General features: G+C 47.9%; 21 protein-coding genes. 13 read left to right on the top strand and 8 right to left on the bottom strand.

Annotated features, from left to right (window positions below; translation table 11 throughout):
* The first annotated feature begins 8 nt into the window (after positions 1-8).
* The 3 genes from frdC (at position 9) to blc (ending at position 1,448) form a co-directional block, all read left to right on the top strand.
* On the top strand, positions 9-404 hold the full coding sequence (gene frdC / locus GJ746_RS02225; RefSeq protein ID WP_154678741.1) for a fumarate reductase subunit FrdC: 396 nt from the start codon (positions 9-11) through the stop codon (positions 402-404).
* Between the two features lie 10 nt (positions 405-414).
* Positions 415-774: a fumarate reductase subunit FrdD gene (gene frdD / locus GJ746_RS02220; RefSeq protein ID WP_154678740.1), complete on the top strand. Its 360-nt coding sequence runs from the start codon at positions 415-417 to the stop codon at positions 772-774.
* A gap of 140 nt (positions 775-914) precedes the next feature.
* Positions 915-1,448, top strand: a complete 534-nt coding sequence (gene blc / locus GJ746_RS02215; RefSeq protein ID WP_154678739.1) for an outer membrane lipoprotein Blc — start codon at positions 915-917, stop codon at positions 1,446-1,448.
* Here the strand turns inward: blc and sugE are convergent.
* From sugE to efp, 4 genes are all read right to left on the bottom strand, one after another.
* A complete protein-coding gene (gene sugE, locus GJ746_RS02210; protein WP_154678738.1) occupies positions 1,442-1,759 on the bottom strand; it encodes a quaternary ammonium compound efflux SMR transporter SugE in 318 nt (105 codons plus the stop codon). The two genes, blc and sugE, sit on opposite strands and share 7 nt — an antisense overlap.
* Before the next feature lie 140 nt (positions 1,760-1,899).
* A complete protein-coding gene (ecnB, locus tag GJ746_RS02205) occupies positions 1,900-2,046 on the bottom strand; it encodes a lipoprotein toxin entericidin B (protein ID WP_154678737.1) in 147 nt (48 codons plus the stop codon).
* A gap of 171 nt (positions 2,047-2,217) precedes the next feature.
* Positions 2,218-2,349: an entericidin A/B family lipoprotein gene (locus GJ746_RS02200; RefSeq protein ID WP_154678736.1), complete on the bottom strand. Its 132-nt coding sequence runs from the start codon at positions 2,347-2,349 to the stop codon at positions 2,218-2,220.
* Positions 2,350-2,419: 70 nt separating this feature from the next.
* Positions 2,420-2,986 carry an elongation factor P gene (gene efp / locus GJ746_RS02195; RefSeq protein ID WP_004097931.1) on the bottom strand — a complete coding sequence of 189 codons (567 nt, stop codon included), beginning with the start codon at positions 2,984-2,986 and terminating at the stop codon, positions 2,420-2,422.
* Positions 2,987-3,028: 42 nt separating this feature from the next.
* Between efp and epmB the strand changes: the two genes are divergently transcribed.
* Positions 3,029-4,057 (top strand): EF-P beta-lysylation protein EpmB, encoded by a 1,029-nt coding sequence (epmB, locus tag GJ746_RS02190; RefSeq protein ID WP_154678735.1) that lies wholly within the window; start codon positions 3,029-3,031, stop codon positions 4,055-4,057.
* A 166-nt stretch (positions 4,058-4,223) separates the two neighbouring features.
* Here the strand turns inward: epmB and GJ746_RS02185 are convergent, their stop codons facing one another.
* On the bottom strand, positions 4,224-4,790 hold the full coding sequence (locus GJ746_RS02185) for a winged helix-turn-helix domain-containing protein (RefSeq protein ID WP_154678734.1): 567 nt from the start codon (positions 4,788-4,790) through the stop codon (positions 4,224-4,226).
* Positions 4,791-5,288: 498 nt separating this feature from the next.
* On the opposite strand from GJ746_RS02185, the gene GJ746_RS02180 reads away from it, so the two are divergent.
* The 8 genes from GJ746_RS02180 (at position 5,289) to yjeJ (ending at position 15,230) form a co-directional block, all read left to right on the top strand.
* Positions 5,289-5,849, top strand: a complete 561-nt coding sequence (locus tag GJ746_RS02180) for a fimbrial protein (RefSeq protein WP_154678733.1) — start codon at positions 5,289-5,291, stop codon at positions 5,847-5,849.
* A gap of 58 nt (positions 5,850-5,907) precedes the next feature.
* On the top strand, positions 5,908-6,594 hold the full coding sequence (locus tag GJ746_RS02175) for a molecular chaperone (protein WP_154678732.1): 687 nt from the start codon (positions 5,908-5,910) through the stop codon (positions 6,592-6,594).
* A 35-nt stretch (positions 6,595-6,629) separates the two neighbouring features.
* A complete protein-coding gene (locus GJ746_RS02170; protein WP_154678731.1) occupies positions 6,630-9,173 on the top strand; it encodes a fimbria/pilus outer membrane usher protein in 2,544 nt (847 codons plus the stop codon).
* 23 nt (positions 9,174-9,196) lie between these two features.
* A complete protein-coding gene (locus GJ746_RS02165; protein WP_154678730.1) occupies positions 9,197-10,213 on the top strand; it encodes a fimbrial protein in 1,017 nt (338 codons plus the stop codon).
* Positions 10,214-10,499: 286 nt separating this feature from the next.
* The gene (locus tag GJ746_RS02160) at positions 10,500-10,850 is read left to right on the top strand and encodes a hypothetical protein (RefSeq protein WP_154678729.1); all 351 of its coding nucleotides are present in this window, start codon (positions 10,500-10,502) and stop codon (positions 10,848-10,850) included.
* Between the two features lie 99 nt (positions 10,851-10,949).
* On the top strand, positions 10,950-12,236 hold the full coding sequence (locus tag GJ746_RS02155; protein ID WP_154678728.1) for an HlyD family secretion protein: 1,287 nt from the start codon (positions 10,950-10,952) through the stop codon (positions 12,234-12,236).
* Positions 12,229-14,352, top strand: coding sequence for a peptidase domain-containing ABC transporter (locus tag GJ746_RS02150; RefSeq protein WP_154678727.1), 2,124 nt, complete (start codon positions 12,229-12,231; stop codon positions 14,350-14,352). The genes GJ746_RS02155 and GJ746_RS02150 overlap by 8 nt, the downstream gene beginning before the upstream one ends.
* A gap of 14 nt (positions 14,353-14,366) precedes the next feature.
* On the top strand, positions 14,367-15,230 hold the full coding sequence (gene yjeJ, locus GJ746_RS02145) for a YjeJ family protein (RefSeq protein WP_154678726.1): 864 nt from the start codon (positions 14,367-14,369) through the stop codon (positions 15,228-15,230).
* Positions 15,231-15,287: 57 nt separating this feature from the next.
* On the opposite strand, the gene GJ746_RS02140 is transcribed toward yjeJ, so the two are convergent.
* From GJ746_RS02140 to GJ746_RS02130, 3 genes are all read right to left on the bottom strand, one after another.
* Positions 15,288-15,641: a DUF4156 domain-containing protein gene (locus GJ746_RS02140; RefSeq protein WP_004871163.1), complete on the bottom strand. Its 354-nt coding sequence runs from the start codon at positions 15,639-15,641 to the stop codon at positions 15,288-15,290.
* Between the two features lie 134 nt (positions 15,642-15,775).
* On the bottom strand, positions 15,776-17,422 hold the full coding sequence (gene groL, locus GJ746_RS02135; protein WP_004097907.1) for a chaperonin GroEL: 1,647 nt from the start codon (positions 17,420-17,422) through the stop codon (positions 15,776-15,778).
* 43 nt (positions 17,423-17,465) lie between these two features.
* The gene (locus tag GJ746_RS02130) at positions 17,466-17,759 is read right to left on the bottom strand and encodes a co-chaperone GroES (RefSeq protein ID WP_003855929.1); all 294 of its coding nucleotides are present in this window, start codon (positions 17,757-17,759) and stop codon (positions 17,466-17,468) included.
* Between the two features lie 234 nt (positions 17,760-17,993).
* On the opposite strand from GJ746_RS02130, the gene yjeH reads away from it, so the two are divergent.
* Positions 17,994-19,250, top strand: coding sequence for an L-methionine/branched-chain amino acid transporter (yjeH, locus tag GJ746_RS02125; RefSeq protein ID WP_154678725.1), 1,257 nt, complete (start codon positions 17,994-17,996; stop codon positions 19,248-19,250).
* Positions 19,251-19,273: the final 23 nt, after the last annotated feature.

Genomic DNA, 19,273 nt, shown 5'->3' with positions numbered 1-19,273 from the left:
AGTGCAGTATGACGACTAAACGCAAACCCTACGTGCGGCCGATGCCGTCCACCTGGTGGAAAAAGCTGCCGTTTTATCGCTTCTATATGCTGCGCGAAGGAACGGCGGTACCTACGGTCTGGTTCAGCATCGTGCTGATTTACGGGCTGTTCGCGCTGAAGCACGGCGCGGAGAGCTGGGCTGGGTATGTCGGTTTTCTACAAAACCCGATAGTCGTGATCCTGAACCTGATCACGCTTGCAGCCGCGCTGCTGCATACCAAAACCTGGTTTGAACTGGCGCCGAAAGCCGCCAATATCATTGTTAAAGGCGAGAAAATGGGGCCAGAGCCAATTATAAAAGGGCTTTGGGTCGTCACTGCGGTCGTGACCGTAGTCATCCTGTTTGTCGCCCTGTTCTGGTAAGGAGGCTGGAATGATTAATCCCAAACCAAAACGTTCTGATGAGCCGGTATTCTGGGGGCTATTTGGCGCTGGCGGCATGTGGGGAGCGATTGTCGCTCCGGTCATTGTGCTGCTGGTCGGTATCATGATGCCGCTCGGTCTGGCTCCCGCAGACGCCTTCAGCTACGAACGCGTGCTGAGTTTTGCCCAGAGCTTTATTGGCCGTGCATTTATTTTCCTGATGATTGTTCTGCCGCTGTGGTGCGGACTGCACCGTATTCACCATGCGATGCACGATTTGAAAATTCACGTACCTAACGGTAAGTGGGTTTTCTACGGCCTTGCGGCGATTCTGACCGTCGTCACTCTGGTCGGCATATTGTTCATCTAAACTGATATCCGCACGCTGCTTTTACTGCGGCTAAGACAAGCCCGGTAGCATTATGTTACCGGGCTCTCTTCTGAAGAAAATTCTGCCGTATTTTTCCTGCCTGAATCTACACTTAGTTTAAAAACGGCAAGGAAATTATCATGCGTCTGCTACCCATCATTGCGGTTGTTGCCGCTTCATTTCTGCTTGCAGCCTGTACCACTCCGACACCTCCCCCTGGCGTAACCGTAGTCAGCCCATTCACTACTCAGCGCTACCTTGGTACCTGGTATGAGATTGCGCGCTTCGATCACAATTTTGAAAGCGGCTTAGAAAAAGTCACGGCGACTTATAGCCTGCGCGATGATGGAGGGCTGGACGTGGTAAATAAGGGATACAACCCAGACCGGGGAATGTGGCAGAAAACCGACGGCGTTGCCTACTTTACCGGAGAGGCCACTCGCGCCGCGCTGAAAGTCTCATTTTTCGGCCCCTTCTACGGCGGCTATAATGTGATTGCGCTGGATAAAGAATATCGCTACGCGCTGGTTTGCGGACCAGACCGCGACTATCTGTGGCTGCTGGCGCGCACGCCGAAGATCCCGCCGGAAATGAAGCAGCAGATGCTGGACATTGCCACCCGGCAGGGCTTCGACGTGAGTAAACTATTATGGGTCAATCAGCATTATCAATGAGCGCTAATTTTCAGGCCAATAATACCAATCACGATACACGCCAGGCTGGCAATGCGCATCGGGCTGGCGGATTCTCCAAGCAGGATAATCCCCGTGATCGCTGCGCCGACTGCGCCAATCCCGGTCCAAACCGCGTAAGCCGTTCCCACAGGTAGCGTTTTCATCGACCATGACAACAGCGCCATGCTGATAACCATCGCAGCGATGGTTATCACGCTTGGCACCAGGCGACTAAAGCCGTGGGTATATTTCAGACCGACTGCCCAGACAACTTCCAGCAGACCAGCGATAAACAGCACTAACCAGGACATATGGCTCCTTTAATGGGGCCGTCCCCAGATGTGAAACGCTTACGGGTCGTCCCGTAAGGTAGATGAAAAATCGCGGGAATTATACACAATGTAGCAAATGGGAGGAAGAACGGTACGACCTGTGGCCGTACCGCCACGGTCTATTGCTGAGCTTTGGTTGCTGCACCAGAAATAGCATTACCGCCATCTGAAATATCCTGACCAACACCGCGCGTGGTGTTACATCCGGTCAATGCTGAGGAGAGGACCAAAACCGTAAAGACCGCTGCAATCGCTTTTTTTACCATGATGTTATCCTTAATTTACCAGTTTTAGTTATCGTGCCTTATAAGCATAGACAACCTGGTTCAGGATGAGGGAATCTCAGCGTTTTTTCGGAGAAAAAGAAATTACGGAAGTGGGCCAGCAGGAGCGTGGAGATTATGAATATGAATAAGAATTGCCTGATGAACTAAAAACTAGCTGACGGCGTGAGAAATAGCATGACCGAGACTCTGGATATCTTCACCAACGCCACGAGCCGTATTGCATCCCGCAAGAAGTGAACCGCTCAGAAATATCAGTATCAAAATCTTGAGTGTCTGCTGCATCTTCCTTGCCTGTCATTTCGTGCTGTAGAGGGCGCAGCATCACGCTGCGCCAACCATCTCATCGCATAAATTACTTCACGCGGGATACATATTCACCAGAGCGAGTATCCACTTTGATGACTTCGCCGATCTGTACGAACAGCGGAACTTTAACCACGGCGCCAGTGGAGAGAGTTGCAGGTTTACCGCCGGTACCAGCAGTATCGCCTTTCAGGCCTGGATCGGTTTCAACGATTTCCAGCTCAACAAAGTTCGGCGGGGTAACAGAAATTGGCTGACCGTTCCACAGAGTCACGATACATTCAGCCTGATCCAGCAGCCATTTAGCGTTGTCGCCAACGGCTTTAGCGTCAGCGGCCAGCTGTTCAAAAGTAGAGTTATTCATGAAGTGCCAGAACTCACCGTCGTTATACAGGTAAGTCAGGTTCATATCGACAACGTCCGCACCTTCAGCAGAATCTGTAGACTTGAAGGTTTTCTCTACGCGGGTACCAGTCAGCAGGCGGCGCAGCTTAACGCGCGCAAAAGCCTGACCTTTACCTGGTTTAACGAATTCACTGGCTTCAACTGCATAAGGTTCGCCGTCCATCATGATTTTAAGACCGGCACGAAAATCGTTGCTATAGTAAGTCGCCATAAGGCCCTCTGAAACTTTGTTAATTGGTAGCTAAGCCACAAAATGGCGCATATTGTAACCCTAAATACCCCATCCAGAGAAGATTGGTTAACGCAACTTGCCGATGTTGTGACCAGTCCTGATGAACTGCTGCATCTTTTAAATGTAGACGCTGATGCGAATCTATTGGCAGGACGCGATGCAAAGCGCCTGTTCGCACTGCGTGTCCCGCGGGCATTTATTGCCCGAATGGAACCAGGCAACCCTAACGATCCTCTTCTTCGTCAGGTACTTACCTCTCAAGATGAGTTTATTACCGCGCCGGGATATTCCACGGATCCGCTGGAAGAACAGCACAGCGTAGTGCCCGGACTGCTGCATAAATACAGCAATCGCGCCTTACTGCTGGTTAAAGGCGGATGCGCGGTAAACTGCCGTTATTGTTTCCGTCGCCACTTCCCGTATGCTGAAAATCAGGGCAATAAACGTAACTGGCAGACAGCCCTCGAGTACATTGCGGCTCATACGGAACTGGATGAAATCATCTTTTCCGGTGGCGACCCGCTGATGGCGAAGGATCATGAGCTTGATTGGCTGTTGACGCAGCTGGAAGCGATTCCTCACATCAAACGTCTGCGCATTCACAGCCGTTTACCAGTGGTCATTCCTGCTCGTATTACTGACACGCTGGTGGCGCGTATCTCTGCATCATCGTTGCAGGTGCTGCTGGTGAACCACATCAACCATGCTAACGAAATAGATAATGAATTTCGTGCAGCGATGAAAAGGCTTCGCATGGCGGGCGTTACGCTACTGAACCAGAGCGTACTCCTTAGAGAGGTAAACGATAATGCGCAGACTCTTGCAAAGCTGAGCAATGCTTTATTTGATGCCGGAGTCATGCCTTATTACCTGCATGTGCTGGATAAAGTCCAGGGCGCAGCGCACTTCATGGTGAGTGATGAAGAAGCACGGGCCATTATGCGTGAGTTGCTAACGCTGGTGTCAGGCTATCTGGTACCAAAGCTAGCGCGGGAAATTGGCGGTGAGCCAAGCAAAACGCCGCTTGATTTGGGTTTAAAGCAGTATTAATTATCTGTCTGCCGGGCACAGCCTGGCAGACTACTTATTCAACAATTAACGTTTATTCTCCGAGGCTCGGGGGTAAATGAATTTAACATTCTGACCACTACATTACCTTCCCATATATTAAAGGTATTAATAAAAGCTTGTTATAATACTTTTGATGAATTGTTGTTTACCACAACAAAGAAAGTATGTTGGCCACAACCATAGCGACTAAAAGTGTTAAAAACCAGCCAGGAAGTTTAAATACGACTTTTTTATTATCTATAATACTTTCCCTTACCTCTTTAGAATTGACGATCTTGTTAACTATTTTTCTTTCTACCGGTGGAGAAGGGGCATTCGTTATTACCTGTACGTTTAACGGTCCTTCAGACTCAGAATCATCCGTTCTAAAAAACGATGAAACTTGTGAGCCAGAGGCCAGAACAAACCCGCGCTGCCTGACTGTGACAATAATATCTTGTGACAGTCCGGCTTTAAGCAAGGATTTCCTTAATAGAGAGATATTTTGATAAAAGGTATTTTGAGACACAACCACACCTCTGGTTTTCCATACCGTATCTAAAAATTCTTCTCTGGATATAACTTTTCCATTGCTTTCTAATAAAAGCTGCAGACAACGGGCCGTGGGTGCATTCAACGTCACTTCCTCACCGTTATCACCAAGAGGCTGGAGCTCATTAGTATTTACTTTGAAAATAACTTCATTATTAATGATATATTCATTGAATATCATAATCCCTCTCCGCCCTCATTAATTTTGTGAAATAAAGATGAATAACGATTCAATTTCATCTTTAAAAATCAGGATACATCCCTATAAACCTACCAGATTAGATAAATTCAAGTATTAGACACCAGCCTCAATGCTGGAACAAAGATAAGGTTAACATGATATTTGAATCGAATGGAAGATAGATTTTTGAGACTATACCTTTGCTCCATGGTCATTATTATCAGTTACACCATCATATGAATCTATAGCCTTCAAAAATGCACATTTAAATTCAGGAAGAATTCACATGCATTTTATCTTACTTAGACATAAATTTATCGGCGCTCCAGCTCATTAGGCTCTATGTATACGTATGTATACGTATTAGCAGAGGCAGGAGATAGAAAACGATAGAGCGCAGGCGTAGATAGTGGAATGTTAGTTATTAGCCCTACCAATAATTAACAACCGAGCCCAGCCTTTATTCAGGACTTTAGTATCTATAAATGGATTAATTAAATGAAAAAGACAATCGTAGCTGTAATGGTCGCTGCATCTGCAGTGCTGAGTGCTCAGGCAATGGCAACCAACACCGCTCAGGTAACTGTGATGGGTGAAGTATCTGATGCGGCTAACTCTTGCGTGGTGACTCCGACTGGTACCCTGAACAACGGTATCGTTCAGCTGATGACCGTGACCACTACCGAAGCGAATGCTGAAGCGGCTGGTGCTCTGTTTAAAACTCAGGACTTCGGTTTTGACGTGAAAGACTGCGCACAGGGTAGCACCACTCCGGTTACCGCTGTAACCGTCAATGTGACCGGTACGTCCACCAATGCTAACATCCTGGACAACACCGCACCTGGCGGCGCTACCGGTATTGGTATCGGTATCCAGCGCGTACGTGATGCACACCGCGTAGGCTTCGACGGTTCTGACCTCATGACCGAAAGCTACACTGCGGCTAGCGGCACTCAGCTGAAGTACACCACTGGTTATGTGAAAGTGAACGCCACAACTCCGGTTACCGAAGGTCCGGTTAAAGGCGTTGCGACCTTTACTATCGATTACACCCTCTAATTTTTCCCCGAAGGGCTCCGCTTCACGGCGGGCCCTTTTTCGCATTCAGAGAAAAACCATGTTCAGGAACTTATTAAATCTCACCGCATCCTGTGCATTACTCCCCAGTAGTATTGCCCATGCTGGTATTGTGATTGAATCCACCCGCTACCTCTATAAAGAAGGTGCGCGTGAAATCACCGCGCAAATCGAAAATAAAGATGATATTCCCTATCTAATTAAATCCTGGGTTGAAGCGCCGGCAGGGAAAACGCCCTCTTTTATGGCTACCCCTCCGCTGTTTCGCCTTGAGGGTAAACAGCAGAATACCGTACGCCTGTTTTCAACCGGAAACGTCAATGCCCCGAACGACCGGGAATCTATATACTATTTTAACGTGATGGCTATCCCGCCGGCGGATGATGAGAAAGCCAGCGCCAATACTATTCAACTGGCGGTCCGCCACCGCATGCGCCTGGTTTATCGTCCAAAAGCACTTTTCGACCTTTCGCCAAACATTGAAGCCAAAAAACTCGAATGGCGGAAAGCAGGCACTAAACTGACGATTAAAAATCCGACACCGTTTTTCTTCTATTTCCAAAGTGTTCAAATTGGTGGCAAAGAAGTGAAGCCGGAAGTCAACTCCGTCGCCCCAATGGCAACCAAAGAAGTAACCTTAAAAGAAAATATCAATGCATCCAGCGTCAGCTGGAAAGTCGTCAATGATTATGGCGGAGCAGGATCGCTCTATTCCTCATCGCTGTAATAAGAATTTTATTTTATCATTATAGGGATGTGTCTATGCCAAATAAGAATAATGGATTATTCAAACTATCCGCGGTCTTTCTCGCAATGCTTCCGGCATTGCTTTCTGGTTTGAATAATAAAGCGCAAGCACGTGACTTTTTCGATCCCTCATTCATTAGCTCATTGAATGGCAGCGATCCATCAACCACCCCCGACTTATCTATTTTCCAGACGCAGAACGCACAGGCTCCGGGGGATTATCGGGTCGATATCATGTTTAATGGCCGCTATCTGGATACCAGGACAATGAAGTTTGTAGCGAATAGCCGTGCCACCGGGAATAATCGAGAGCCCGCCCTGGTGCCCTGCCTGAGCCTGAAAACGTTAGCGGAGTACGGCGTTCGCGTTAAAGCCTTTCCCGAACTGGTCGAGGATAAAAACGGCTGCGCCAATCTTTCAGTCATCCCGGATACCAAAGCGGATTTTGACTTTACCGTCCAGCGCTTGAATATATCCATTCCTCAGGCGGCACTATCTACCACGGCGCAGGGATATATTCCACCGGATCAGTTTGATGACGGCATCAACGCCCTGCTGGTGAACTATCAGTTCAGCGGTTCAAACGACATGCAGGCCAATGACGAATACTACAGCCTGAACCTGCAGTCTGGCCTCAACGTTGGCCCATGGCGTATCCGTAACCTCAGCACCTGGAATAAAAATAACGGCGATGGGGGTGATTGGGATTCCGCTTATCTCTATATGCAGCGCAGCATTCGCCCAATCAACAGTAACCTTGTGATGGGTGAGAGCTCGTCACTCTCCGGCATCTTTGACAGCGTACCGTTTACCGGTATTCAACTGGCCACCGATACATCAATGCTGCCGGAAAGTATGCGCGGCTATGCGCCGATTATCCGTGGTATCGCCAAAACCAACGCCCGCGTCTTAATTAAACAAAACGGTTACCAAGTATACCAGACCTACGTAGCGCCTGGCGCGTTTGAAATCACTGATATGTACCCGAGCGGCGGTAGCGGCGACCTTTACGTCACCGTGGAAGAGTCCGACGGTTCTAAGCAAGAGTTTGTCGTACCGTTCGCTACGCTGCCGGTAATGGTACGTGAAGATCAGTTCGAGTATGAGATTACTTCAGGTAAATACCGTCCTTACGATGGCGGAGTCGATGAGGCCCCCTTTACCCAGGCCACCGCGACCTACGGTGTCTCCAGCAGTCTGACGCTTTATGGCGGGATGCAGGCCGCATCGCACTACCAGGCGCTGTCAACAGGACTTGGTTATAACCTCGGCGAGCTTGGCGCCGCCTCGGCAGACGTCACTCAGGCCTGGTCAAAAATGAAAGACGACGAAAAGACCTCAGGACAGTCATGGCGTGTCCGTTACGGGAAAAATATTATCGAAACCGGTACTAACGTGACTATCGCTGGCTACCGCTATTCCACCCACGGATTTAATACGCTCTCTGAAGTGTTGGATAGTTATTCCAATGATGGCAACTACACTCCTCGCTCGCTGCGCAACCGGACCAACCTGACGCTGAACCAAAGCCTGGGTAAAGGTCTTGGTAGCCTTTCGATAAGCGGATTGATTGAAGATTACTGGGACGATAAGCGCACCAACAAGTCGATCAGCGTAGGGTACAACGGAGGCTTACGCAATGTGAACTATTACCTGGGTTATAGCTATAACCGCTATACCTGGAGTGGGGATAACTCCGGAAAAGACGCCCAGGACGATCAGCGCATCACTTTGACCGTAACCGTGCCGCTGAGCAACTGGCTACCGGGCACTTATACCAGCTATCAGTTAACCAACAGCAATCCGGGGTCTACCGATCAGTCCGTTTCCATCGGTGGTAACGCGCTTGAGAACGACAGCCTGGAATGGAGCCTGCAGCAAGGGTACAGCAACCGGGAATACTACAGTGGCGATATGCGCGCGACCTATAACGGTTCCCGCGGCAGCGTCAATGCCGGCTACAGTTACGATCGCGATAGCGAACGCATTGACTACGGAGCCAACGGCAGCATCCTTGCCCATGCTGATGGCATCACACTCGGTCAGGATATCACCGACGCCGCCGTACTGGTTAAAGCGCCAGGACTGGATAACGTCAGACTCGCTAACGACAACACCATTTCCACTGACTATCGTGGCTACGCCATCGTCCCATACGTTACGCCTTACCGTCGTACTGATATTACGCTGGACAGCACCACGCTTGGCGAAGATATGGAGCTGCCGGAAACGACGCAAAGCGTCGTTCCGACGCGCGGCGCCATCGTGCGGGCCAATTATGCCGGGAATATCGGCCAGCGCGCATTTGTCCATCTGAAAACAGCCAGCGGCCAGGACGTGCCTTATGGCGCGATGGTCCTGCTCGCCGGCGACAGCAAGTCGCAGCCAAGCATCGTCAGCGACGCCGGTATGGTCTATATGTCCGGCCTGCAACAGACCGGGATCCTTAACGTCCAGTGGGGCAAAAGCGCCGCGCAGCAGTGCAACGCCTCCTTTACTTTACCGGCCAGGGAAGGCAAAGCATCTGGCATCAGTCAAATCGAAACGGTTTGTCGCTAATATTGACCAAGGAACAATAAAGAATGAGAAAAATACTTATTTTTTTATCCCTACTATGCTGTTGTAGCGAGGTAATTGCCAAATGCGATTATTATGGTTCCGCTGGACAAGCAATGTTTAATTTAAGTCCTAAAATCGCAACGGATCCAACAATACCGGTAGGAACAGTCCTGTATACAAAAAAAGTCGGCACCGGAGCCTATAAAACATTTGATTGCAATAAATTACTGGGAGATCAGTATATTATTACGTCAACCGCTCCTGAGGTCGCGGGTGTCACCGGTATAATGGGAAAACCAGTCTATGAAACCGGGATTGATGGTATTGGTTTCCAGTTTTCAGATATTCTGGACAGTAAAAATGGTTCAATAAAACCTGCTGTGGCTCAATCAATGATCGTGCCTATAAAGGAATCTAATGATGATTATAGATTTATGACGGTATGGTTAATCAAAACGAAGCCTGTCATTGATACATCCGGTGTCAGCACTGACCCAGTATTTAAATTTTCAGCTGGTAACTTAAGCACTAACCCCAGAGCCGCCGATCGTTTATTGATGACCGCGACTCTGAAGTTCAAGAGTATTTCCTATAAAGCGACCTCCTGTAATATTTCAGTATCTGGACCCAGTCAAATCACCTTAAATAGAATTGAAAAAAACACGCTAATGTCAATTTCGCGAGGTGCTACGACTCCCTCACAGAAAACCATCACAATGGATGTTACATGCCCAACAGGTTCAATTGGCAACAAACTTTACTATTGGTTTAACCCTGTTAATGGTACCAGCTCCGCCGGGGATGGAATCATCGATAATATGCTAACCGGAAGCGAAGCAGCAAACAATGTTGGCATTATTTTCAAAAAAGACAATAACCCCATTATATTTTATGATGCCGAGGCATACAGTTTTTCCAACGCAAAAGCATCACAAAGCTTTAACTTCACCGCCGACTATTATCGCATGAGCGACAATAGTGCCCAAGTCACGGCCGGTCATGTGAAAGCTATTCTTGAAGTTGTAATTCAGGAAGAGTAACACAACCACTCTCGCGATAAAAAGGTGGATACCATCATCCACCTTTTTACTTCACAATTAAACCTAAGCACACTAATAATAGCAGTCAACCATTGTGTACTAAATTCTATTAAGCTTCTGTGAACATCTAAATTATTTAGATTAGATTCAGTATCAACACTAAAACTTCATAAACAATTCATATTGAGTTGAGTTGATTCATACTACAGCAACGACTATCTTCTCTGCGGACCAACTTCTGGTCTGGAATGAATATATAATTTTAATTTTAGTTAAAGGACTAATCATGCAACAATTAACTGTATTCGAAATGGAAGAAATTTCTGGCGGCGCGCTGACTGATACGTTATCTGATATCGCAACCTGGGCTGTTAAAGAAATTAGTGCCATCGCGCTTGGAGCTTCTCTGGGTGCTCTGGCAGGTACAGCATTTGCAGGCCGCTGGGGTGGCGTAAGCGGTGGTCTCTTTGGTATCGGCTCCATCGGTCAGGGCGTGGGTATGGTCGCTGGGGTTATTCTTGGTGGTGTTTGCTTTGGTATTGCAGCAGGTGTTGTCGGATGGGATTTGACCCTCGAATATGCGAAAATGGGCGTTGGTGGTATTTTCGACGGTACATTTAACTTCTGGAGCAACTAAGTTTTAGTGCTCATAACTGACTCAATATTTTATTGAGCCAGTCAATTATTAAATAAGGCCTGATGTATTGGGCCTTTTAATTTTCAGTAAGTGAGTATCATGTTAAGTAAAATATATCGCAAGGAAGCGATCGAATACAAAAAACATCACTGGAAAGGAAAGGCACTGTTGCTTGCAGGGCTTCCAGCATGGCTTGTTGTATTGCTTTCATTTTTCTTTATTATTACCTTAATAGCCACAACTATATTTTTTTCCTTTACCCAGCGTATTGATGTCCGTGGGGAAGTAATCACTTTACCTCATTCTGTCAACGTTTACGCACCGCAGCAAGGGTTTGTCATTGCCCAATATGTTAAAGTCGGTGAGATAGTAACAAAAGGACAACCTTTATATGAAATTGACATCTCCCGAAATACATCTACAGGAAATGTTAGCGCGGCACAAATCACAGTCATTAATGAAAAAATATCTAACGCCGAAGATATTATTACCAAGCTCAATCATAATAAAGTAGAGACAACTTTATCTTTAGAAAAGCAGCTAAAAACGACCAGTGATTCGTTAAAAGAAACCAATCGCATGTTAGCTACTGCTCAGACTGGCTTAAAAAAAATGCATGATAATCTTTCCAGTTATGATAAGTATTTAAGTGATGGATTGATTACTAAAGATCAGTATAACTATCAACACTCACTGTATTTTCAACAGCAGAGTACATATCAGTCTCTGGTTAGTCAGAAAATGCAACTGGAATCGCAAATCACGCAGTTAAATAGTGACAAAATCACTAAAATTGCTGATTTTGACAACCAAATTTCTTCTCAGCAAAATCAAATAAATGATTATAAAAACCAGTTAGTTGAATCGAATGCGAACGGCAACATTATCATTAAAGCAACTACAGAAGGTCGAATTGAATCACTCACCGTAACTAAAGGCCAAATGGTTGATAATGGTAGTAGCCTTGCACAAATAAAGCCTACGGGGAATATTGAATATTACCTTATACTCTGGTTACCTAACAATAGTATTCCCTACGTAAAGCCTGGGGATATTATTAACATCAGCTATGATGCTTTTCCAGCTGATAAATTCGGTCAATTCCCCGGGGAAATAATTTCAATATCTTCTGTTCCTACATCCCGACAGGAGATGTCTGAATACACGAATGTCAGTAATGGTACAAATCAACAAGAACTGGCTCTCTATAAAACCATTGTAAAAATTAAAAACAAAACCTTTAAATATAATGGTAAAACGCTATCGCTATCAAATGGCCTGAAAGCTCAGGCAGTAGTATTCCTTGAAGAACGCCCACTCTATATGTGGATGTTTACCCCCGTATATAAGATAACTCAAAGCATTAGTGGGCCAATCAATGACTAACGAATTATTTAAAACCATTATTGAAAAATTAAATTTTTCGCTTACTAATAAAACCCCTGTTATTTTACAGTCTGAATCTTCAGAATGTGGTATTGCTTGCCTGACGATGGTATGCGGTTTTTACGGATTAAACATTGATCTGTTTAATTTTCGTCAGCGGTTCGGTAGCCCCTCTCAGGGCGCCACACTGATGTCTTTGAGCAAAACAGCGGAACATGCAGGTTTAAAAAGTCGGGCGTTAGCTCTTGATCTCGATGAAATAAGGCAACTTAAGCTTCCCTGTATTATTCACTGGGGAATGAACCACTATGTAGTGCTCACAAAAGTAAAGAAAAATAGTTTTATCGTTCACGATCCAGCGCTGGGAAAACGAATTATTGGTATCAAAGAGATGTCAAATAATTTTACCGGCGTTGCCCTTGAACTCTGGCCTGACCATAACTTCCAGCAAGAAGAGGCCAAATCCCGGTTACGACTCCTGGATTTAATGCATAAAATTGTTGGTTTAAAATCGGCGCTGATTAAGATCTTTGCTTTCTCTGTTGTGGTAGAAGCCATTGGCCTCTTGCTACCGATTGGTACACAGTTAGTCACTGACCATGTGATTATGGCTCACGATGAAAGTTTACTATCTGTTATTTGTATTGGCTTGATATTTTTCACCCTATTCCGCACGTTTATTAGCATGTTACGAGCATGGACGTCGTTAACCTTAAATACGCTGACGAATATTCAATGGAAAACTACCTTATTCGATCATTTAGCAAGCTTGCCATTATCTTTTTTTGAGAAAAGGCATTTAGGCGATATACAGTCTCGTTTTTCCTCCCTGGACACTATTCGCTCAATATTTACCAATAGTATCGTTACCGGTATTATAGATTCAATAATGACGATCGGTTTGCTGGTGATGTTGACATTATATGGCGGCTGGTTAGTCTGGGTGGTAGTTGGTTTTACCGTATGCTATGCAATTATGCGCTTCGCTACCTATGGCTTTTACCGCCGGGTAACGGAAGAACAGGTCGTTAAGGGCGCACGTGCCAACTCCCACTTTATGGAGTCACTTTATGGTATTTCTACAATTAAGGCGCTGAATTTAAAAGACCGTCGTTCACAGCATTGGTTAAATCTTAACATTGATGCCAGCAACGCAGGGATAAAGCAAACCCGTTTCGATATGATGTTTGGTGGTATTAATACTTTTATTACCTCTATCGATCAGGTTGCTGTTCTTTGGCTGGGTGCCATCATGGTTATTGATAATGAAATGACGCTCGGTATGTTTATGGCATTTAACGCCTATCGAGGCCAATTTTCTCAACGTGCATCAAATCTCATTGATTTGGTGATGCAGCTTCGCATGCTATCGCTTCACAATGAACGTCTATCAGAAATCGCATTCAGCGAACCGGAAAAAGAACTTCCTTCTCGACGCGTTTTTACAGAAAACACAGGCGTGAAGCTCGAAGCAAGGAACCTTAGTTATCAATACGATCCTTTTTCACAACCCATTTTTACCAATCTAAACATCACCGTTGCTCCAGGAGAGTCTGTTGCGCTAATTGGCCCATCTGGCGTTGGCAAAACCACGCTTTTGAAAGTCATGTGCGGTCTGCTCTCGCCTGACTCCGGTGAAATACTTGCGGACAACCTTGAGATTAAAAAAATCGGTTTAAATAACTATCGCCTCGGTATCGCCTGCGTACTTCAGGAGGACCGCCTCTTTTCCGGCTCACTTATCGATAATATCAGTGGTTTTGATGATAACCCCGATTTGGATTTTGTGATGGAGTGTGCCAGACATTGCAACATTCATGATGAAATCATGAAGATGGCGATGGGATATGAAACCATTGTCGGCGAACTGGGGCTGGGCATTTCCGGTGGGCAAAAACAGCGTATCCTCATTGCCCGTGCGCTGTATCGCAAACCGAGTATCTTATTTATGGATGAGGCCACCAGCCACCTGGATCTTAAAAATGAGTCGGTCATCAATCAGTCGATTTCGGCGTTAAGTATTACCCGGGTTATCGTTGCGCACCGACCATCAACTATTGCATCAGCCGATCGCGTTATCGACCTCTCACAACCGAAATCGATGGCTACAGCTTAATAAAGGAGAAGATTATGCAAGGAACGTTTATTGGTTTTAATACTGCAGGAATTACCTTTGAAGAGAGATTCTTAGCGCTGCTGCTAAAGGTTAAAAAAGCGAATGATTCCTGTGAAATTTACTACCTTCAGGCTCCGGTCCTGGCCGATCTGCTTTTGATATTGCAGAACAGAATGGCTTTTATTCTTCAGCGACTTGAAAGCAAAGGGGATGACTATAAAGATGAGCTTATCGCCTATAACGAGACACTTCTTGCCAATATCCCCACGGTAGAAATGGCAGAAATACAACAACCTTCTTCTGAGCGGCGTATTATGTCTATTACGCTCAAACCTGGCGAAACAAAGTCAACATTAATTCTGGTGTTTCAGGATGAACAAATTAAGACTTTAACTATTGATGACCGACAGGTTGAAGCCATGATAATAGGTATTCAGCAAGCATTAAAAACCATCGGCGATCAAACGATTATCCAGTACTTGAGTTCAAATCTGGATTTTTTAATGTGCTACACAGTCGACTTAACCACCCAGCCCAATATTGATTACCAGCAGTATCCTCAGGAAGAGTGGAAGCTAAACCTGTTTTCCCATTATCTGGGCGTACTGTACTGCTGCGAGACAGATGAAGGGAAGAAAATTGTCTCCGGTGCGGTGGTCAAAACCAGCGCGCCACACTTGTCTGAACAGGAAAACAGCGTGGTAGTGCGGCTGATTGAGAAAAGCCCCAAGCTTAAGGCAATGCACACAGAGCTGGCACCATGCCAGATCTTCAGTACCATTATCCCTTCCCAGCCGGGAAGAATGCTCAGTCTGGAAGAGTGTTTACGTCCTCTGCACTCATTTTACCTTGAGAAGAAAGCAGAGCTTAATTCCTGACTCCCCTCCTTCTACAGGCCACGCCTCTCCCTACACTTGCAGAGAGAGGCTAATGCATCAATTCGGGCACTTATAAACCTGGCCGTTCATCTGGCTATCGGTCGGGACAAAGCTCGACAGCAGGTTCTGCGTCGGGCTGCTGACGCCGTAAATCACGTTACCGCCCATTGCTGCCGCCTGGTTACGCAGGGCGTTTGCCGCGCCGCGCATAGAGCCACCTTCGTCGCCATTTTGCCCTGACAGCCAGTTGCTCTGCGTACCGGTCGCGGTTCCTAACAGCTGGCATTCAGAGCCTGGTTTATCTTCTACAAAGCGTACGTTCTGGCCACCAGAAGTTAATTCGTTGCTGGAGCTGCAACCTGCTAACAACAATGCTGCGCCGACAATCCCTGCTAAATATTTTACCTGCATGTTATTCCCCACGATCAATGAGCTGGACGCCTTGGCCCGGATGTACAACCTTATACTAAAAAGACGACAAAAAGAAAAACCCTCGAGCATTTCTGCCCGAGGGTTTCCTTGTTTCTAAGGGGTATAGCGCACGATTACATCATACCGCCCATACCGCCCATGCCACCCATACCGCCGGCAGCACCTAAATCAGGCGCGTCGCTTTTCGGCAGGTCGGTGACCATGCACTCGGTGGTGATCATCAGACCAGCAACGGAAGCTGCGTACTGCAGAGCAGAACGAGTCACTTTAGTTGGGTCCAGGATACCGAAGTCGATCATGTTGCCATATTCTTCGGTAGCCGCGTTGTAACCATAGTTACCTTCGCCCGCTTTAACGTTGTTAGCCACAACGGACGGCTCTTCACCGGCGTTGGACACGATCTGACGCAGCGGAGCTTCCATTGCGCGCAGCGCAACTTTGATACCGACGTTCTGATCTTCGTTCTGAGCGGTCAGGCCAGCCAGTTTAGCCGCAACGCGAACCAGCGCAACGCCACCACCAGCAACCACGCCTTCTTCTACCGCAGCACGGGTCGCGTGCAGGGCGTCGTCAACGCGTGCTTTCTTCTCTTTCATTTCAACTTCGGTAGCCGCACCGACTTTGATTACCGCAACGCCGCCTGCCAGTTTCGCTACGCGCTCCTGCAGTTTTTCACGGTCGTAGTCAGAGGTCGCTTCTTCGATCTGCTTACGGATCTGAGTAACGCGGCCCTGAATCGCAGCTTCTTCACCCACGCCATCGATGATGGTAGTGGTGTCTTTGTTGATAACAACGCGTTTCGCCTGGCCCAGGTCTTCCAGAGTCGCTTTTTCCAGCTCCATACCGATCTCTTCAGAGATAACGGTACCGCCGGTCAGAGTCGCGATGTCCTGCAGCATAGCTTTACGACGGTCGCCGAAGCCCGGTGCTTTAACCGCAGCCACTTTAACGATGCCGCGCATGGTGTTCACTACCAGGGTAGCCAGCGCTTCGCCTTCAACGTCTTCAGCGATGATAACCAGCGGTTTGCCAGCTTTCGCTACGGCTTCCAGAACCGGCAGCATTTCGCGAATGTTGGAGATTTTTTTGTCAGCCAGCAGGATGAACGGGCTTTCCAGCTCAACAGCACCGGTTTCCGGCTTGTTGATGAAGTACGGGGACAGGTAGCCGCGGTCAAACTGCATACCTTCAACCACGTCCAGTTCGTCTTCCAGACCGGTACCGTCTTCAACGGTGATCACGCCTTCTTTACCGACTTTATCCATCGCTTCAGCGATCAGTTTACCTACGGTTTCGTCGGAGTTAGCGGAGATGGTACCAACCTGAGCAATAGCTTTAGAGTCAGAGCACGGTACGGACAGCGCTTTCAGTTCTTCAACAGCGGCAACGACAGCTTTGTCGATACCACGTTTCAGATCCATCGGGTTCATACCCGCAGCAACGGCTTTCAGGCCTTCAGCAATGATAGCCTGAGCCAGTACGGTTGCGGTGGTGGTACCGTCGCCTGCAGCGTCGTTCGCTTTAGAGGCAACTTCTTTTACCATCTGCGCACCCATGTTTTCGAACTTGTCTTCCAGCTCGATTTCACGTGCTACGGAAACGCCGTCTTTAGTGATGGTCGGCGCACCGAAGGATTTGTCCAGAACCACGTTACGGCCTTTCGGGCCCAGGGTTACTTTAACTGCGTCTGCCAGTACGTTTACGCCGCGCAGCATTTTCACACGAGCGTCGTTACCGAATTTTACGTCTTTAGCTGCCATTTTATCTTTCCCTTAAATTCGTGTGTTCAGTGTCGTTCGCGGATTAAGCTTCAACAATTGCCAGAATGTCGCTTTCGGACATGATCAACACTTCTTCATTGTCGATCTTCTCGGATTTCACGCCGTAGCCATCGTTGAAAATCACGATGTCACCAACTTTAACGTCCAGAGGCTGCACGGTTCCGTTTTCCAGGATGCGGCCCTTACCGACAGCGATGATTTCGCCACGAGTTGATTTTGCTGCCGCAGAACCGGTCAGGACGATGCCGCCAGCAGATTTCGTTTCAACTTCTTTACGTTTGACGATCACACGATCATGTAACGGACGAATACTCATTTTGATAGCTCTCCTTTGAGAAAGTCATTATCAGTTATGGATGACGCCGGTCCGCACACGGTTTTCCGGCTAGTGCCCTGAGAGATGGGGATGGGGTTTTCACGCTTCAAGGGCAAAGCAAAAAAAAATTTTTCCCCCGGGCTCCATCCCACACAAATTTGCCAGGCTCTCCTGACGTCATAAGCAAAAGCGATTGTGATACCATCCATTTTTTGCCGGTAACAAGGTTGAATCATGAGTGGTTTAAAACAGGAGTTGGGACTTGCTCAGGGAGTGGGGCTACTCTCCACATCATTACTGGGAACCGGCGTTTTTGCCGTTCCGGCACTGGCTGCATTGGTCGCTGGCGATAACAGCCTGTGGGCATGGCCGGCGCTGATTTTACTGGTTTTTCCAATCGCTATCGTCTTCGCTATCCTGGGCCGTCACTTTCCCAGCGCTGGCGGCGTGGCGCATTTTGTGGATATGGCTTTTGGCCCTCGCCTGGCACGCGTAACCGGCTGGCTTTTTTTATCGGTGATCCCCGTCGGATTACCCGCAGCTCTGCATATCGCCACCGGCTTTGGTCAGGCGCTTTTTGGCTGGCATGATAGCCAGCTGCTGCTGGCCGAGCTGGGTACGCTGGCGATTATCTGGTGGGTCGGATCCCGCGGGGCCAGCTCCAGCGCCAATCTGCAAACGCTGGTTGCCGTACTGATTGTCGCCCTGATCGTCGCCGTCTGGTGGCGCGGCGAGATAAATCCCACGCAAATCCCCTTCCCGGCGCCGTCTGATATCGACAGCTCGCAGCTTTTTGCCGCGCTTTCGGTGATGTTCTGGTGTTTTGTCGGCCTTGAAGCTTTCGCTCACCTCGCCTCTGAATTTAAGCAGCCGGAACGCGATTTCCCCCGGGCGCTGATGATCGGCCTGTTACTGGCGGGGTCGGTCTACTGGGCCTGTACCGTACTGGTTCTGCATTTTCATGCCTTTGGCGAGGAGATGGCCGCCGCCGCGTCGCTGCCTAATATCGTCGTACGCCTGTTCGGCGTCCAGGCGCTGTGGATAGCCTGCGTTATCGGTTATCTCGCCTGCTTCGCCAGCCTCAATATCTACATCCAGAGCTTTGCTCGTCTGGTCTGGTCACAGGCGCAGTATAAGCCCGATAGCTATCTGGCCCGGCTGTCGCCGCGACAAATTCCGCGCAACGCGCTGAACGCGGTACTGGGCTGCTGTGTGATTAGCGCATTGTGCATTTATGCGCTCAACATCAATCTTGATGCCCTGATCGTCTACGCTAACGGCATTTTTATCATGATTTATCTGCTGTGCATGCTGGCGGGCTGTCGTCTGCTTCAGGGACGCTATCGCCTGTTGGCGGCTTTTGGCAGCGTGCTGTGCCTGCTGCTATTGGCAATGGTTGGCTGGAAGAGCCTGTACGCACTGATCATGCTGGCGGCGCTGTGGCTGTTCTTACCGAAGCGCAAGTTAGCGGAAGCAGAGAAGCTACTTTAGGCCGGAACATCCGGCCCGGGCAG

The sequence above is a fragment of the Klebsiella oxytoca genome (genome assembly GCF_009707385.1).
Taxonomy (GTDB): domain Bacteria; phylum Pseudomonadota; class Gammaproteobacteria; order Enterobacterales; family Enterobacteriaceae; genus Klebsiella; species Klebsiella oxytoca_C.
This window is presented reverse-complemented; position numbering and strand designations above follow the sequence as displayed.

Excerpts from the sequence above, each read along its gene's own strand:
- frdC (WP_154678741.1), top strand. The coding sequence starts at position 9 with ATGACGACTAAACGCAAACCCTACGTGCGGCCGATGCCGTCCACCTGG.
- frdD (WP_154678740.1), top strand. The coding sequence starts at position 415 with ATGATTAATCCCAAACCAAAACGTTCTGATGAGCCGGTATTCTGGGGG.
- blc (WP_154678739.1), top strand. The coding sequence starts at position 915 with ATGCGTCTGCTACCCATCATTGCGGTTGTTGCCGCTTCATTTCTGCTT.
- sugE (WP_154678738.1), bottom strand. The coding sequence starts at position 1,759 with ATGTCCTGGTTAGTGCTGTTTATCGCTGGTCTGCTGGAAGTTGTCTGG.
- ecnB (WP_154678737.1), bottom strand. The coding sequence starts at position 2,046 with ATGGTAAAAAAAGCGATTGCAGCGGTCTTTACGGTTTTGGTCCTCTCC.
- GJ746_RS02200 (WP_154678736.1), bottom strand. The coding sequence starts at position 2,349 with ATGCAGCAGACACTCAAGATTTTGATACTGATATTTCTGAGCGGTTCA.
- efp (WP_004097931.1), bottom strand. The coding sequence starts at position 2,986 with ATGGCGACTTACTATAGCAACGATTTTCGTGCCGGTCTTAAAATCATG.
- epmB (WP_154678735.1), top strand. The coding sequence starts at position 3,029 with ATGGCGCATATTGTAACCCTAAATACCCCATCCAGAGAAGATTGGTTA.
- GJ746_RS02185 (WP_154678734.1), bottom strand. The coding sequence starts at position 4,790 with ATGATATTCAATGAATATATCATTAATAATGAAGTTATTTTCAAAGTA.
- GJ746_RS02180 (WP_154678733.1), top strand. The coding sequence starts at position 5,289 with ATGAAAAAGACAATCGTAGCTGTAATGGTCGCTGCATCTGCAGTGCTG.
- GJ746_RS02175 (WP_154678732.1), top strand. The coding sequence starts at position 5,908 with ATGTTCAGGAACTTATTAAATCTCACCGCATCCTGTGCATTACTCCCC.
- GJ746_RS02170 (WP_154678731.1), top strand. The coding sequence starts at position 6,630 with ATGCCAAATAAGAATAATGGATTATTCAAACTATCCGCGGTCTTTCTC.
- GJ746_RS02165 (WP_154678730.1), top strand. The coding sequence starts at position 9,197 with ATGAGAAAAATACTTATTTTTTTATCCCTACTATGCTGTTGTAGCGAG.
- GJ746_RS02160 (WP_154678729.1), top strand. The coding sequence starts at position 10,500 with ATGCAACAATTAACTGTATTCGAAATGGAAGAAATTTCTGGCGGCGCG.
- GJ746_RS02155 (WP_154678728.1), top strand. The coding sequence starts at position 10,950 with ATGTTAAGTAAAATATATCGCAAGGAAGCGATCGAATACAAAAAACAT.
- GJ746_RS02150 (WP_154678727.1), top strand. The coding sequence starts at position 12,229 with ATGACTAACGAATTATTTAAAACCATTATTGAAAAATTAAATTTTTCG.
- yjeJ (WP_154678726.1), top strand. The coding sequence starts at position 14,367 with ATGCAAGGAACGTTTATTGGTTTTAATACTGCAGGAATTACCTTTGAA.
- GJ746_RS02140 (WP_004871163.1), bottom strand. The coding sequence starts at position 15,641 with ATGCAGGTAAAATATTTAGCAGGGATTGTCGGCGCAGCATTGTTGTTA.
- groL (WP_004097907.1), bottom strand. The coding sequence starts at position 17,422 with ATGGCAGCTAAAGACGTAAAATTCGGTAACGACGCTCGTGTGAAAATG.
- GJ746_RS02130 (WP_003855929.1), bottom strand. The coding sequence starts at position 17,759 with ATGAGTATTCGTCCGTTACATGATCGTGTGATCGTCAAACGTAAAGAA.
- yjeH (WP_154678725.1), top strand. The coding sequence starts at position 17,994 with ATGAGTGGTTTAAAACAGGAGTTGGGACTTGCTCAGGGAGTGGGGCTA.